The sequence below is a fragment of the Pseudomonas sp. genome, assembly GCF_037994325.1.
GTDB lineage: Bacteria > Pseudomonadota > Gammaproteobacteria > Pseudomonadales > Pseudomonadaceae > Aquipseudomonas.
Genome location: NZ_JBBNAH010000117.1, coordinates 1 through 12,991 on the forward strand (window position 1 = coordinate 1; position 12,991 = coordinate 12,991).

Annotated in this window: 16 protein-coding genes; 12 read left to right on the forward strand and 4 right to left on the reverse strand. The window is 60.0% G+C overall.

The window, feature by feature from the left end; translation table 11 throughout:
* Positions 1 to 159 precede the first annotated feature (159 nt).
* From AAAB16_RS03785 to AAAB16_RS03795, 3 genes are read left to right on the forward strand one after another with little or no spacing between them, the layout of a single operon-like run.
* The gene (locus AAAB16_RS03785; RefSeq protein ID WP_340662141.1) at positions 160 to 684 is read left to right on the forward strand and encodes a C40 family peptidase; all 525 of its coding nucleotides are present in this window, start codon (positions 160 to 162) and stop codon (positions 682 to 684) included.
* A 60-nt stretch (positions 685 to 744) separates the two neighbouring features.
* Positions 745 to 1,407 carry a class I SAM-dependent methyltransferase gene (locus tag AAAB16_RS03790; RefSeq protein WP_340662142.1) on the forward strand — a complete coding sequence of 221 codons (663 nt, stop codon included), beginning with the start codon at positions 745 to 747 and terminating at the stop codon, positions 1,405 to 1,407.
* Positions 1,408 to 1,728 carry a hypothetical protein gene (locus AAAB16_RS03795; protein ID WP_340662143.1) on the forward strand — a complete coding sequence of 107 codons (321 nt, stop codon included), beginning with the start codon at positions 1,408 to 1,410 and terminating at the stop codon, positions 1,726 to 1,728.
* A gap of 30 nt (positions 1,729 to 1,758) precedes the next feature.
* Here the strand turns inward: AAAB16_RS03795 and AAAB16_RS03800 are convergent, their stop codons facing one another.
* Complete coding sequence (locus AAAB16_RS03800) at positions 1,759 to 2,196, reverse strand: Lrp/AsnC family transcriptional regulator (protein ID WP_340662144.1); 438 nt, start codon at positions 2,194 to 2,196, stop codon at positions 1,759 to 1,761.
* A gap of 151 nt (positions 2,197 to 2,347) precedes the next feature.
* On the opposite strand from AAAB16_RS03800, the gene AAAB16_RS03805 reads away from it, so the two are divergent.
* Positions 2,348 to 3,241: a DMT family transporter gene (locus AAAB16_RS03805; RefSeq protein ID WP_340662145.1), complete on the forward strand. Its 894-nt coding sequence runs from the start codon at positions 2,348 to 2,350 to the stop codon at positions 3,239 to 3,241.
* Between the two features lie 31 nt (positions 3,242 to 3,272).
* Here AAAB16_RS03805 and AAAB16_RS03810 read toward each other — a convergent pair whose 3' ends face one another.
* A complete protein-coding gene (locus tag AAAB16_RS03810; protein WP_340662146.1) occupies positions 3,273 to 4,262 on the reverse strand; it encodes an alpha/beta fold hydrolase in 990 nt (329 codons plus the stop codon).
* A gap of 163 nt (positions 4,263 to 4,425) precedes the next feature.
* Between AAAB16_RS03810 and AAAB16_RS03815 the strand changes: the two genes are divergently transcribed.
* From AAAB16_RS03815 to AAAB16_RS03850, 8 genes are all read left to right on the forward strand, one after another.
* Positions 4,426 to 4,839, forward strand: coding sequence for a MarR family transcriptional regulator (locus AAAB16_RS03815; RefSeq protein WP_340662147.1), 414 nt, complete (start codon positions 4,426 to 4,428; stop codon positions 4,837 to 4,839).
* A gap of 22 nt (positions 4,840 to 4,861) precedes the next feature.
* Positions 4,862 to 6,061, forward strand: a complete 1,200-nt coding sequence (locus AAAB16_RS03820) for an MFS transporter (RefSeq protein ID WP_340662148.1) — start codon at positions 4,862 to 4,864, stop codon at positions 6,059 to 6,061.
* Positions 6,058 to 6,183 (forward strand): hypothetical protein, encoded by a 126-nt coding sequence (locus AAAB16_RS03825; protein WP_340662149.1) that lies wholly within the window; start codon positions 6,058 to 6,060, stop codon positions 6,181 to 6,183. Before AAAB16_RS03820 ends, AAAB16_RS03825 begins: the two co-directional genes overlap by 4 nt.
* Before the next feature lie 61 nt (positions 6,184 to 6,244).
* A complete protein-coding gene (locus AAAB16_RS03830) occupies positions 6,245 to 6,808 on the forward strand; it encodes a glutathione peroxidase (protein WP_340662150.1) in 564 nt (187 codons plus the stop codon).
* Between the two features lie 161 nt (positions 6,809 to 6,969).
* Positions 6,970 to 7,278, forward strand: coding sequence for a PepSY domain-containing protein (locus AAAB16_RS03835; protein WP_340662151.1), 309 nt, complete (start codon positions 6,970 to 6,972; stop codon positions 7,276 to 7,278).
* On the forward strand, positions 7,278 to 7,613 hold the full coding sequence (locus AAAB16_RS03840; RefSeq protein WP_340662152.1) for a PepSY domain-containing protein: 336 nt from the start codon (positions 7,278 to 7,280) through the stop codon (positions 7,611 to 7,613). The genes AAAB16_RS03835 and AAAB16_RS03840 overlap by 1 nt, the downstream gene beginning before the upstream one ends.
* Positions 7,613 to 8,281: a response regulator transcription factor gene (locus tag AAAB16_RS03845; RefSeq protein ID WP_340662153.1), complete on the forward strand. Its 669-nt coding sequence runs from the start codon at positions 7,613 to 7,615 to the stop codon at positions 8,279 to 8,281. Before AAAB16_RS03840 ends, AAAB16_RS03845 begins: the two co-directional genes overlap by 1 nt.
* Positions 8,278 to 9,600 carry a sensor histidine kinase gene (locus AAAB16_RS03850; RefSeq protein WP_340662154.1) on the forward strand — a complete coding sequence of 441 codons (1,323 nt, stop codon included), beginning with the start codon at positions 8,278 to 8,280 and terminating at the stop codon, positions 9,598 to 9,600. Before AAAB16_RS03845 ends, AAAB16_RS03850 begins: the two co-directional genes overlap by 4 nt.
* 121 nt (positions 9,601 to 9,721) lie before the next feature.
* On the opposite strand, the gene AAAB16_RS03855 is transcribed toward AAAB16_RS03850, so the two are convergent.
* Complete coding sequence (locus tag AAAB16_RS03855) at positions 9,722 to 10,318, reverse strand: NAD(P)H-dependent oxidoreductase (protein WP_340662155.1); 597 nt, start codon at positions 10,316 to 10,318, stop codon at positions 9,722 to 9,724.
* A gap of 158 nt (positions 10,319 to 10,476) precedes the next feature.
* Entirely contained in the window at positions 10,477 to 12,618 is a 2,142-nt protein-coding gene (locus AAAB16_RS03860) for a methyl-accepting chemotaxis protein (RefSeq protein ID WP_340662156.1), read from the reverse strand.
* Positions 12,619 to 12,991 lie beyond the last annotated feature (373 nt).

Genomic DNA, 12,991 nt, shown 5'->3' on the forward strand with positions numbered 1-12,991 from the left:
GACCCAACCTACGGTCCTGTAGGTTGGTCGGTCCGCGTTCGGTGAGCGCAGCGAAGCCCAACATCACGCCCACGCAAATCGCTCCGACAGCAACCAACCCTTGCGCCACGCGCCTCTCAAGGGCAGAGTACGCCGAACCACCTCTGAGCCGTCTCGCCTATGCCCGCTCCGGCCCGTGTCATCCTTGTGTTACTCGCTGCGCTGCTTTCTGCCTGCGCCAGCTCACCACCTCCAGCAAAACCCATCGTCTATGCCCCGCCCAGCGCCGAACAGAGCGATGCTGCAGGTGACGTGTTATTTCGCGCCCTGGGTCTGGTTGGCACGCCATATCGCTACGGCGGCAATACCCCGGATAGCGGCTTTGATTGCAGCGGCCTGATTGGTTACGTGTACCGCGATGCCGCCGGCATCGCGCTGCCGCGTTCCACACGCGAGTTGGTCAGCATGCGTGCGCCGAGCGTTAAGCGCGAAGCCTTGCAGGCTGGCGATTTGGTGTTCTTCGCTACCGCCGGCGGCGGCAAAGTTAGCCACGCGGGCATCTATGTGGGAGAAGGGCGCTTTGTGCATGCGCCGTCCAGTGGCGGCACGGTGCGCCTGGATAGCCTGAATGCCACGTACTGGCTAAAGAGTTACCTCGACGCCAAGCGCGTGCTTAATCCCGATCGGCTGGCACGTACCCCGTGACCAACCGGCAATAACCGCGGTTCGCTTGACCCTTTGTGACCCCTGCCCAGGATGGACTGCATGACCGCTCGTACCCTCGCTCTGGATGACGCGCTGTACAGCTATCTGCTTGATGTATCCCTGCGTGAATCCCCGTTACTCCAGCGCCTGCGCGAAGAAACTCAAGCCCTGCCGATGGCGCGCTGGCAAGTGGCACCGGAGCAGGGTCAGTTTCTCGCCCTGTTGGTAACACTCACCGGCGCCAAACGCCTGCTGGAGATCGGCACCTTTACCGGCTACAGCGCCTTGTGTATGGCCAGCGCATTGCCGGAAGACGGCCACTTGCTGTGCTGTGACCTACCCGGTGACTACAACCAGATCGCCCGGCGCTACTGGTTTCAAGCTGAACTGCAAGAGCGCATCGAACTGCGCCTGGCTCCTGCTTTGGAAACCTTGGGGCAACTGGAGCGCGAAGGGCGCGGCGAAAGTTTTGACCTGATTTTTATCGACGCCGACAAAGCCAACTACCCGGTCTACCTCGAGCACGCGCTGGCGCTGGTGCGCAAGGGCGGGGTGATTCTGTTCGACAACACCCTATGGAGCGGCCGCGTACTGGAACAGACGCCAGACAGCGCCGATACCCGCGCCATCCAAACCCTTAACCGACGCCTGAAAACCGATCAGCGTGTTGACCTGTCGCTGCTGCCGATAGGCGACGGCCTGACCCTCTGCCGCAAGCGCTAAATGCCTGAACCGATCCGCCTTCCGCCGCAACCGCAGCTGTGCGAACTATGCCAGCGCCCGGTGCCGCTGACCCGCCACCACCTGATCCCCAAAGCGCTGCACAACAAGCCCTACATCCAAAAGCAATTCGGCAAAAGCCAACGCATCACCGCCACGCTGTGGGTGTGCCGCGCCTGTCACAACCAAATCCATCGTTTATTCAGCGAAAAAGAACTGGCCCTGAGCTACCACAGTCGCGAGCTGTTACTTAACGACGAACGTCTGCAAACCTTTGTCGCGTGGTTAGCCAGCAAGCCGCCAGGGTTTATGCCCAGGCATTGAAGCCCGCTACGCCAAACTGATTGTGTGCCCTCACGCCATTGGCGGTAACCGCCGTTTTACCGGGGTTTTCTTGACGATTGCGGTGTTGGTTTCGGCGTAGTGGTTAAGGCGGTCGAGCAGGGTATCGAGCTGCTCCATGGAGCGCACATGTAGGCGCGCGATAAAGCAGTCTTCGCCGGTCACCTTGTCGCATTCGGTGAATTCGCCAATGGCCTGAATCTGCCGCTCCACTTCCTGTAATTGCCCCGGCAATGGCCGAATACGCACGATGGCTTGCAGTTGGTAGCCAAAGGCTTTGGCGTCGATATCCACGGTGTAACCAGTCAGCACGCCACGCTCTTCCAAACGGCGCAGGCGCTCGGCCACGCTGGGCGAACTCAGGCCGGTAATCTGCGCCAGGGCTTTAAGCGAGCGGCGCGAGTCTTCCATCAAGGCAGTGATCAATTGCTGGTCGATTTTGTCGGTCATGGTGGCGATCTTGCTAAGTAGGGTGGTTTGCCAGAATGGCCTTGATAAAAAAGGCGCTCGGCGATTCTAGCCTTGTTTATGCCATGGAGCCGCCGCACCTACGCTCGCCATACTGTGGCCACTGATTAAACGACTCGGTGGGGCGCAAGCAATGCACAACACACAACAACGCGGCATGCTGGAAATGGTCGCCGCCATGCTGATCTCCGGCACCATCGGCTGGTTTGTGCTGGTGTCTGGCCAGCCGGTTTTGCAGGTGGTGTTCTGGCGTTGCCTGATCGGCGCCGGCACCTTGCTGGTGATCTGCGCCGCCATGGGCTTTTTACGCCGTGGCGTGCTGACACGGCTGACCTTCGCCTTAGCAGTAGTGAGCGGCGTGGCCATTGTCGGTAATTGGCTCCTGCTGTTTGCCGCGTACTCGCGGGCCTCCATCGCCATCGCCACGGCGGTGTACAACGTTCAGCCGTTTATGTTGGTGGGGCTGGCGGCAATGTTTCTCGGTGAGCGTATTACGCTGCTGAAGCTTTCATGGCTGACCGTGGCCTTTCTCGGCATGTTGGCGATCGTCAGCGCCCATGGTGCGGGCGGCGCTAGTGGCGAGGATTATTTGCTCGGCATCGCCTTGGCCTGCGGCGCAGCATTCCTCTACGCCATCGCGGCGCTGATCATTAAACGCCTGACCGGTACGCCGCCGCATCTGATTGCTCTTGTTCAAGTCTGCACCGGCGTAGTGATACTTGCGCCCTGGCTCTACAGCAGCCCGCTGCCCAATCAGACTGTCGCGTGGGGCAGCTTGCTGACCCTGGGCATGGTGCATACCGGCGTGATGTATGTGCTGCTCTACAGCGCCATCCAAAAACTGCCCACGGCGCTAACTGGCGCCTTGTCCTTTATCTACCCGATTGCCGCGATTTTCGTCGACTGGCTGGCCTTTGATCACCAACTTAATACCCTGCAATGGCTGGGTGTCAGCATGATTCTGCTGGCGGTGGCGGGCATGCAGCGTAGTTGGGGGCTGCGCATGGGCAGAGCGGCAGCTGCTTAGGCGGACGCCTTGGTGTGCGCACCAGAGTTGCCTACGGCAGCAGAGCCTTAGCGGTAAGCGGATCGGCAAACAGCGCGGCGGAGTCATGCCCGATACCGTCGACTTGCACCTGCGGATGATTGATGGGTGTGCTCCACTGCTTAGCCAACTGCTGTTCGTACTGCACGTACTGCACTTGCCGCTGCTGGCGATTGGGGCCTTGCAGGTGTGCGGAGCAGGATTGGTCCATGACCCGCGACTCCGGGTTGTTGTCTTTGCTGCCGACCAGATACACCACATCGCGTTTGGCGTAGCGGCGGAATAATTGCTTAGCGTTGAGTTTTTGCTGGCTGGCGTAGGCCGGCAGTTTTTCCAGGCCGTAGCGGTAGCGGTTATAGCCTGGGCACTCGGGCTGCGCCTGCGTCTGCAACTGCTGGTTATGCCAACGCTGCTGGTCGAAATACAGGTACGACGATGGGCTGGCCACGCCATAACGCAGATGAACACCACGAGCCGCTAGCACACTGTCGGTCGGGGTAAAGATGGCGTAGCGCTGTACCAATTGCCCGCCGGCGGAATGGCCGACCAGTACGATTTCCTTCAACGCAGGGAAGCGCTGGCGGTCGCCGAGGTAAGCGAGGAGGTCATCGAGCACCTGAAAGGCCGATACGCCGCTAAACGAGGGGCTGCCGTGCAGCCATTGCCCGGGTGCCCAGCGCGGTACGCCGGGGTAGCTGCTGGCGTCGGCGTCGGTGAGAAATTGCGGGGCTACCAGCAAGGTGCTGGCAGGGTCGAGGCCGGCATTGGCGAGTAGAGGGCCGCCACTTTCGAAATAGTCGCCGCCGTTGCGTTTGATACCGTGCAGCAGAATGACCGCGCGGGTTACCGGCAGTGTTTGGCTATCAAGCGGGGCGTTGGCGTACAGCACAAACGGATAACGTTCCGTGCCCGAGCCGAGCTGGGCCAGTTGCGGGTTGGCGGCAACGGCTTGCCCATGCAGCACACCTAACAGCAGAAGCCATCCGATTACCTGGCGCGCCATTGTTTCAATCTCCGTACTACTCGTTTGCCGGGTTGAGCCGTTCGACCGGGTTACTGTGCGCCCGTTCAGTTGCGCGCGCGACGGCGGATTGTGCACGTGCGGCGGTACACGCAAGCAAGTTTTTAATTGACGTTCAAGCTGATGCGGGTATATACACGCATCCATGCTAACTACCCATTGCCTTTGTACGAAACTTCGCAGGGCCGCCCGTAGCGTGACTCGTGTTTACGACGACGCCCTACGCGAGCTCGGGCTTAACGTCGCCCAGTATTCCTTGCTAAGCCATTTGCAGCGGCTCCAGCAGCCGAGCATTTCTACCTTGGCCGAGGCCATGGGCCTGGACCGTAGCACCCTGGGGCGCAACCTCAAGGTGTTGCAAGGTGAAGGTTTGGTAACCGTCGGCGAGGGCAGTGATATGCGCAGCCGTTTGGTACAACTGACGGCTGTAGGCGCAGCGCGGTTCGAGCGCGCCGCCGAGGCTTGGGAACAGGCGCAGGCACAGTTGGCGCTGCGCTTGGGCGCAGAAAAACGTGAGGCGCTCTGGCTGTTGCTGGACGACCTGGAAACCATCGATTAAAGCAGTTAAGCGGAGCAGGGCGATGACAGCGTGGCGTGCAAGTAAGTGGGTGCTCGTGGGGGCGGCGTTGATCCTCGCGCTATCAATGGGCATTCGCCATGGCTTTGGCCTGTTTCTGCCGCCGATGAGCGCGGCGTTTGGTTGGGGGCGTGAGACGTTTGCCTTTGCCATCGCCTTGCAGAATTTGCTCTGGGGTCTGTCGCAGCCATTTGCCGGCGCCCTGGCGGACCGTTTTGGCGCCGCACGGGTGATGATAGTCGGCGGCATTTTGTACGCGGTCGGCCTGGTGCTGATGGCCTCGGCGGATTCGTTGTGGTCGCTGTCATTAAGCGCCGGTTTGCTGATTGGTTTGGGCTTGTCGGGCACCACGTTCTCGGTGGTGCTGGGCGTAGTCGGCCGGGCAGTGCCGGCGGAAAAACGCAGCATGGCCATGGGGATTGCCGCGGCGGCCGGTTCCTTCGGCCAGTTCGCCATGTTGCCCGGCACCTTGGGGTTGATCAGTTGGCTTGGCTGGTCGGTGGCGTTGATCGCCCTTGGCGCCCTGGCGGCGTTGATTGTGCCGCTGGTGGCGATGCTTAAAGACAAACCCCTGCCGGTGCTCGGCCACGAACAAACCCTGGGCGCGGCCCTGCGTGAGGCAGCAGCGCATAAAGGCTTCTGGCTGCTATCGCTGGGCTTTTTTGTTTGCGGTTTTCAGGTGGTATTTATTGGCGTGCATTTGCCGGCCTACCTGGTGGACCAACACTTGCCGGCGATGGTGGGCACCACGGTGTTGGCGCTGGTGGGGCTGTTTAATATTTTCGGTACGTACTTCGCCGGTTGGCTGGGTGGGCGCATGTCCAAACCGCGGTTGTTGGTGGGTCTTTATCTGGCCCGGGCGGTGGTGCTGGTGTGGTTTATCAGCGTGCCGGTAACGCTATTTACCGCCTACACGTTTGGCGTGTTGATGGGCATTTTCTGGCTTTCCACTGTGCCACTTACCAACGGCACCGTGGCCACGTTGTTTGGCGTGCGCAATCTGTCGATGCTGGGCGGCATTGTGTTCTTGTTCCACCAACTGGGCGCGTTTTTGGGCGGCTGGATGGGCGGCTACTTGTACGACCGCACGGGCAGCTATGACTTGGTCTGGCAAATCTCCATTGCCCTTAGCCTGATTGCCGCCGCCCTTAATTGGCCCGTGCGCGAACAGCCAGTGGAGCGCTTGCGGATGAGCCCGGCATGAGCCGTTCGCTCACGTGGGCGTTAAGCCTCGCGGCAGCTAGCGTGCTGCTGGCGTTGGTGTGGTGGGGCTGGCAGCGCGGCGGGTTGGCGCTGCTGCAACTGGGCCTGGGCAGTTGCCTTTGACGGCATAGGGGATGACGGGTAGCGTGGCTGAACTGTCTTCTGGTCACCGAGCACTTCCACCATGAACCTGCGTCGCATCCTCTTGCCTGCCGTTGTGCTTTCCCTGTTTTCGCTGCCGCTGATGGCCGCCGACTGTCCGCCACTGCTACAGGGCGAATTGCCCAAGCTGCGCGACAAAAACAAAGAACAGATCAACCTCTGCGAACACTTCGCCGGCAAGCCGCTGCTGGTGGTCAATACCGCCAGCCACTGCGGCTTCGCGCCGCAATTCAAAGGCCTCGAAGCACTGTACAAAAGCCACAAAGACCAAGGCCTGGAAGTGCTCGGTGTGCCCTCCGATGACTTCAACCAAGAAGACGCCGACCTCGCCGAAACCGCCAAGGTTTGCTACGTCAATTACGGCGTGACCTTCACCATGGTCGAGCCGCAGCACGTCACCGGCGAGCAGGCTATTCCGCTATTTAAAGACCTCGCCGAGCAAGCCAGCGCGCCGCGTTGGAACTTCTACAAATACGTGGTCGACCGCCAGGGCAAGGTCGTAGCCAGTTTCTCCAGCCTGACCAAACCGGATGATCCAGCCCTGCAAGCAGCGCTGGCCAAGGCCATCGCCTCGCAGCCTCAGTGATCTCGTAGGGTGTGCTGCGCGCACCAAGGCGCACCTCTGGGTATCGATTGGTGCGCACAGCACGGCATGCGGACGGCAATTCAGCTTCAGTTAAGCGGCGGGCGATAAGGTGATCCCCGTCGAAAGCAATTAACTGATCACTGAGAAGAAGGAACGACACCATGAAAAACATTACTGCCCTGTTCGCTATCGCTGCTCTGACTGCTACCGCTGGCTTGGCCCAAGCCCGTGACCTGGGCCCCGATGAAGCGCTGAAACTGCGCGATGCTGGCACCATTCAATCGTTTGAGAAACTCAACGCCGCGGCCATTGCCAAACACCCCGGCGCGACCGTGAAAGAAACCGAGTTGGAAGAAGAATACGGCCGCTATGTCTACCAGGTTGAGCTGCGCGACCCAGCAGGCCTGGAGTGGGATCTGGAGCTGGACGCTACCAATGGCCAGATCCTTAAAGACCACCAAGATAAGTAATGAGCACGCCCATCAGTAAATGGCTGATGCGTTATAGCGGCATCGTCGCCCTGGTCCTGGCGGTGCTTACGCTGAGCTTTAGCGTAAGCGCCCGCGACCTGGATCAGGACGAGGTGTTGCGCCTGCGGCAGGAAGGTCGCATTCCGCCGTTGGAACAGCTGCTGCATCCCGCCCTGGCGCGTTACCCCGGGGCGAAGTTGTTAGAGGCTGAGCTGGAAGAAGAGGACGACGTATTGGTCTATGAAATTGAATTGCTGACCACCGATGGCGTGGTTCGCGAGTTGGAAATCGATGTGCGCGATGGCCGCATTCTCAAGGACAAGGAAGACGACTGATGCGCTTGTTGCTGGTCGAAGACCATGTGCCGCTGGCCGATGAATTGCTCGCCAGCCTGGGTGCCCAAGGCTATGCCGTGGACTGGCTGGCCGACGGCCGTGACGCCGTGCACCAAGGCGCGAGTGAACCTTACGACTTGATCATTCTTGACCTCGGTTTGCCCGGCAAACCGGGGCTTGAGGTGTTGCGTGAATGGCGTTCCGGCGGCCTCGCTACCCCGGTGTTGATCCTCACCGCTCGTGGCTCCTGGGCCGAGCGTATCGACGGGCTGAAAGCCGGCGCCGATGACTATATGAGCAAGCCGTTTCACCCTGAGGAACTGCAACTGCGCATTCAGGCCCTGCTGCGGCGCTCCAAGGGTTTGGCCAATCAGCCCCATCTCGACGCCGCCGGCTTGCAGTTGGACGAGGCGCGCCAGTGCGTGAGTAAGGGCGGCGAAGAGATCCAACTGACCGCCGCTGAATTCCGCCTGCTGCGCTATTTCATGTTGCATCCGCAGCAACTGTTATCGAAAAGCCACTTGGCCGAACACCTCTACGACGGCGAAACCGAGCGCGATTCCAATGTGCTGGAAGTGCACGTCAACCACCTGCGCCGCAAGCTTGGCCGCGAGGTAATTGAAACCCGCCGTGGCCAGGGTTATCGCTTTATAGGGCTGGGCGTATGAGATCGATCCAGCGTCGGCTTAGCCTCGGCCTGGTGAGTGTGTTGCTGATTGTCGGCTTGGTGCTGGCGCAGACCAGTTTGTGGTTGTTGGACCTGGCCCTGCGCCGTTACCTGGAAGCGGGTTTACGTCATCACGCCGAGACCTTGTTAGTCGCCACCGTGCGTGGCCCCAACGGTTTGCAGCTGAATGAACAACGCCTGCAAGCCGCTTACGACCGACCGTTTTCCGGGCGCTATTTCCGCATCGATTTTGCCAGTGGCACACCTGCGCCATGGCGCTCCCGCTCGCTGTGGGATTGGGAAATGACCCCGGCCACCCAGCCAGGTCTGCAAAGCGAGTTGGCCGTTGGCCCCAATGACCAGCAGTTACTGGCTTTTCGCGCCGACTACCGCCGCTATGGCCAGCAAATGTCGATTACCGTGGCGCAAGACTACAGCCCGATTCTCACCAGCTTTCGCCAGGTGCAATACGTTGGCCTGGGCCTTGGTGGCGGCGCGCTGTTGTTGATCCTGCTGCTGCAACGCCTGACCGTGCGCAACTCCTTGCGTCCGTTGGAGCGCGTGCGTGTGCAGCTGCAGCAACTGCAACAAGGCAAACGCAGCTCGCTGGATAAGGAAGTGCCGTTGGAGCTCGAGCCCCTGGTTACCCAAATCAACCACTTGTTGGCCCATACCGAAGAACATCTGCTGCGCTCGCGCAATGCCTTGGGCAACCTCGGCCATGCGTTAAAAACGCCGTTGGCAGTGTTGGTCAGCCTGGCCGAGCGCGATGAACTCAAAGCCCATCCACAGCTGCAAGCCACCTTGCGTGAACAACTGCAACAGATTGAACAACGCCTGAGCCGTGAACTTGGCCGGGCGCGCTTGGCCGGTGAAGCGCTGCCGGGTGCGCAGTTTTCCTGTGATGAAGAGTTGCTTGGGCTGTTTAGTACCCTGGGCATGATTCATAACCGCGGGCTGGAACTGACCTGGCAGGCAGCGCCCGGTTTACGCTTGCCCTGGGACCGCGAAGACCTGCTGGAAATGCTCGGCAACCTGCTGGACAACGCCTGCAAATGGGCGGACACACAGGTGCGCCTAAGCATTCAACAAGAGGGCGCGGGGTTTGTGCTGTGGGTGGACGATGACGGGCCGGGTATCGACGAGGTTCGTCGCGAAGAAGTATTGGAGCGGGGCACGCGGTTAGACGAACAGGTGCAAGGCCATGGCCTGGGCTTGGGCATCGTGCGCGATATTGTCGATGCCTGGGGTGGGCAGATTGAGATGCTGGATAGTCCGCTGGGTGGGCTGCGGGTCAGCATTAAATTGCCAAATCCCTAACCTCCGTCATTCCCGCGTAGGCGGGAATCCAGAACTCAGCGTCGTACTCGATAGATCGCACTAGCCAACATTCTGGGTTCCCGCCTGCGCGGGAACGACGGGAGTTTGTGCGATGGGCAGCTTACATGCCGTTGGCAAACCCCGGATTGCTCATGTCGATCAGCTCACGCACCGGCTTCAACGCCTCGGCGTACTTGGCCAAAATATCCAGCGTGTAATCGATCCGCGCACGCAGACGTTGGTCGTCTTCGCTGGCGGCTTCTGCGCCGTTCAGCACGCCGTTGCAGTGACGCACCAGGATGTGTTCCGGCAGGTAGTTAACCCGGCAATTTTTGTAGCTGGAAGCACGCATTTCGCTGATCACATACGGGCCACCCACGGCCGCCGAAACGCCCACCAATAGCCCCGGCTTGTGCGCCAGCTCAGCTTTGCTGGTGTAGATAAAGAAGTTCTTGATCGCCGGGCAAGCCATGCCGTTCCACTCCGGCACCACCACGATAACCGCATCGGCGGCTTTCAACTGCTCGGCGTATTGCGCCCATGGGCCGGTGTCTTCAGCGGGCCATAGCGGCAGCGGGCCGGTGCCCAGGTCGATGACGTGGCTGTTGGCAGCTGAGGTCAGGTTTAACTCGATCAAACGCTGCTGAAGAAAATGGGCGACCTTGGCCGACTGGCTGTTGTTACGGCTGGAGCCGGCGACGATGGCGTAGTTGAGCATCTGCTAATCCTTGGCGAGGTAAAAAACTCGACGCAGGCTAGCGGGCGCTTTCCTTCACGGCAAGAGGGCAGGCCCGTAGGGTGAGCGCACTGCGGCGAACACGCCATGATCACGTGGTGCGCGCAGCACACCCTACGCAGAGCCCGCGGGTGCGGTGATCAAACCTTGAACTGATCCATCAATGCCTGCTGGTGGTTGGCCAAGCGGTTTAGCGTTTGACTGACTTGCGCCGATTCATCGGCCTGGGCCGAAATCGATTCAGTTACGTCGCGAATCGAGGCGACGTTGCGGTTGATCTCTTCGGCAACCGAGCTTTGTTCTTCGGCAGCGCTGGCGATTTGCAGGTTCATATCGGTGATCACGCCGACGGCATTGCTGATGCGTTGCAACGCGCTAACGGCCAATTCCACTTGCTGCACGCTGGCCTGCGCCTGGCGGTGGCTGCTGCCCATGCTGCTGACCACTTCGCGGGTGCCGTTTTGCAGGCCTTCGATCACGTGGCGAATTTCTTCCACCGAGTCTTGCGTACGTTTGGCCAGGTTACGCACTTCGTCCGCTACCACGGCGAAGCCACGGCCGGCTTCGCCTGCACGCGCCGCTTCAATGGCGGCATTGAGGGCCAGCAGGTTGGTCTGTTCGGCAATCGAGCGGATCACTTCCAGCACCGAGCCAATCTGCTGGCTGCTGCTGGCCAGGCCTTCAACTTCTTCCATGGCCACGTTCATTTCGTTGGCCAACAGTTCGATGGCGCTGGTGGTTTTGTCGATTACACCGAGGCCTTCGCGGGTGGCGTCGTCGGCACTGCGCGCGGCATCGGCGGCCTGGGCGGCGTTATGGGCGACGTCCTGGGCGGTGGCGCTCATTTCCTGAAAGGCAGTGGCTACCTGATCCACTTCGCGAAATTGCTGCTGCATGCCGGAGCTGGTCTGGCGGGCAATGGCGGAGGATTGGTCGGCGGTGCCGCGGGCGTCCTGCACCGAGTTTTTTACGTCGCTAATGATCGGTTGCAGCTTGTCGAGAAAGCGGTTGAACCAGCCGGCCAGTTCGCCGAGTTCGTCGCGCTTGGCGTAGTCGAGGCGACGGGTCAGATCGCCTTCACCGCTGGCGATGTTCTGCAGCATGGCTGCCACGCCAAGAATCGGCCGGGTCACGCCACGGGCGGTCAACCACATCAGCAGCAGGCCCAGGATTACCGCCACCAGGCCGCCGACCAAGGCCAAGGCGCTGTCGCTGGTGCGGCGGCTGTCGAGTTCGGCTTCGAGTTTTTTCGCCGGAACGGTAAGTACCTTTTGCGGTACTTCAATCAGCACGCTCCAAGGTTTTGATTCGGGGATCGGTTGCAGGGGCTCCAGCACTTGCAGCATGTCGCCTTCGTGCATCACCTGCGATTGGGCGCTGGCGGTCAGGCGGGTGAGCTCGTTGCCGTGTTCGCCAAAGCCTGCGCTTAGCGGTTTACCCAATAGCGTGGCGTCGCGGCTATGCCCGGCGAACAGGCCCAGCGGGCTGATAATGCTGACGTGGCCTTGGCCGTCGTACAGCTCTTTGTTGGCCTTGTTGCTGATTTCTTGCAGGCTGCTCAGGCTGATATCCACGCCGACTACGCCAACCACGTTGCCATCCACTTCCACGGGGAAGGCGATGCTGGTCATCAGGGTTTTTACTTTGTCGACTTCATCGATATAGGGGTCGAGCACGCAGGTCTTTTTGCCCTCGATTGGGCAGGTGAGCCAGGAGTTGTAAGGCGTGCCGTTGCTCATCATGCTGGTGTCGTTGAGTAACTCTTCCTTCATGGCTTCCGATTCCAGCGCGCCACTAGACGATTGTGACCAGTACTGCGCAAAGCGGCCGGTATCGTTGCTGCCCAGCGCATCCTGGCCAACGAACTGCGCATCCTGACCATCCAGGCCGTTGGGCAAAAACACCACATACAGGCCTAACAGGTTGGGATTGCCTTGCAGGGCGGTGTGCATCTGTTCGGATAAATCGCTGCGCACGGCGCCGGGGTCCAGGGTGTGGTTTTTTGCCTGGGCCAGAAGCATTTTCACTTGGCGGGTGAAGCCAGCGCCGTAGCCGTAAGCGTCCATGAAATAGCGCTGAATGCGCAGCGACTGGGTTTCGCCGCGCGCTGCCATGCGTTTTTGCGCCGCCTCTTCCAGCATGCTGGTGCTGGATGCCTTAACCACATTGGCGGTGCTTTTCGATTGGTACAGCGAGGTACCAACCAACAGCGTGACAATTACCAGCAAACAGAGGCCGGCGAGCAGCGTGATTTTCCACTGGATAGAGAGACGGTTAAGCATGGGTTTTTCCTTTGAGAGCGTCGTAATACAGGACTTAAATCGGCGCACTCCTGTGCTTATGTGTTGCCTGGGGGTTGTGCACGGCTAGCGCCGATACCTGCTTGCAGATCAGTAAATACGGGCCTGGTCAGGGCCGCGCTGATTGGCAGGCAAGAATTATGCACGCGAGCGATCAAAATATTGAACGGATATTTATGCCGCTTGCTGAGGATTTTTATCGGCAACGCTGTGCTGCTTTTGACGTCAGCCAGTAAAAAACTCAGAGAAATGCGCTGGCATGGTCTGAACTCAATTTGCGAATGCACCTACAGCCAAAAAAACAAAAGCCGATACACCAACATGGCCGTTGCCTGACGGCGCGCTGTTTAAGGAG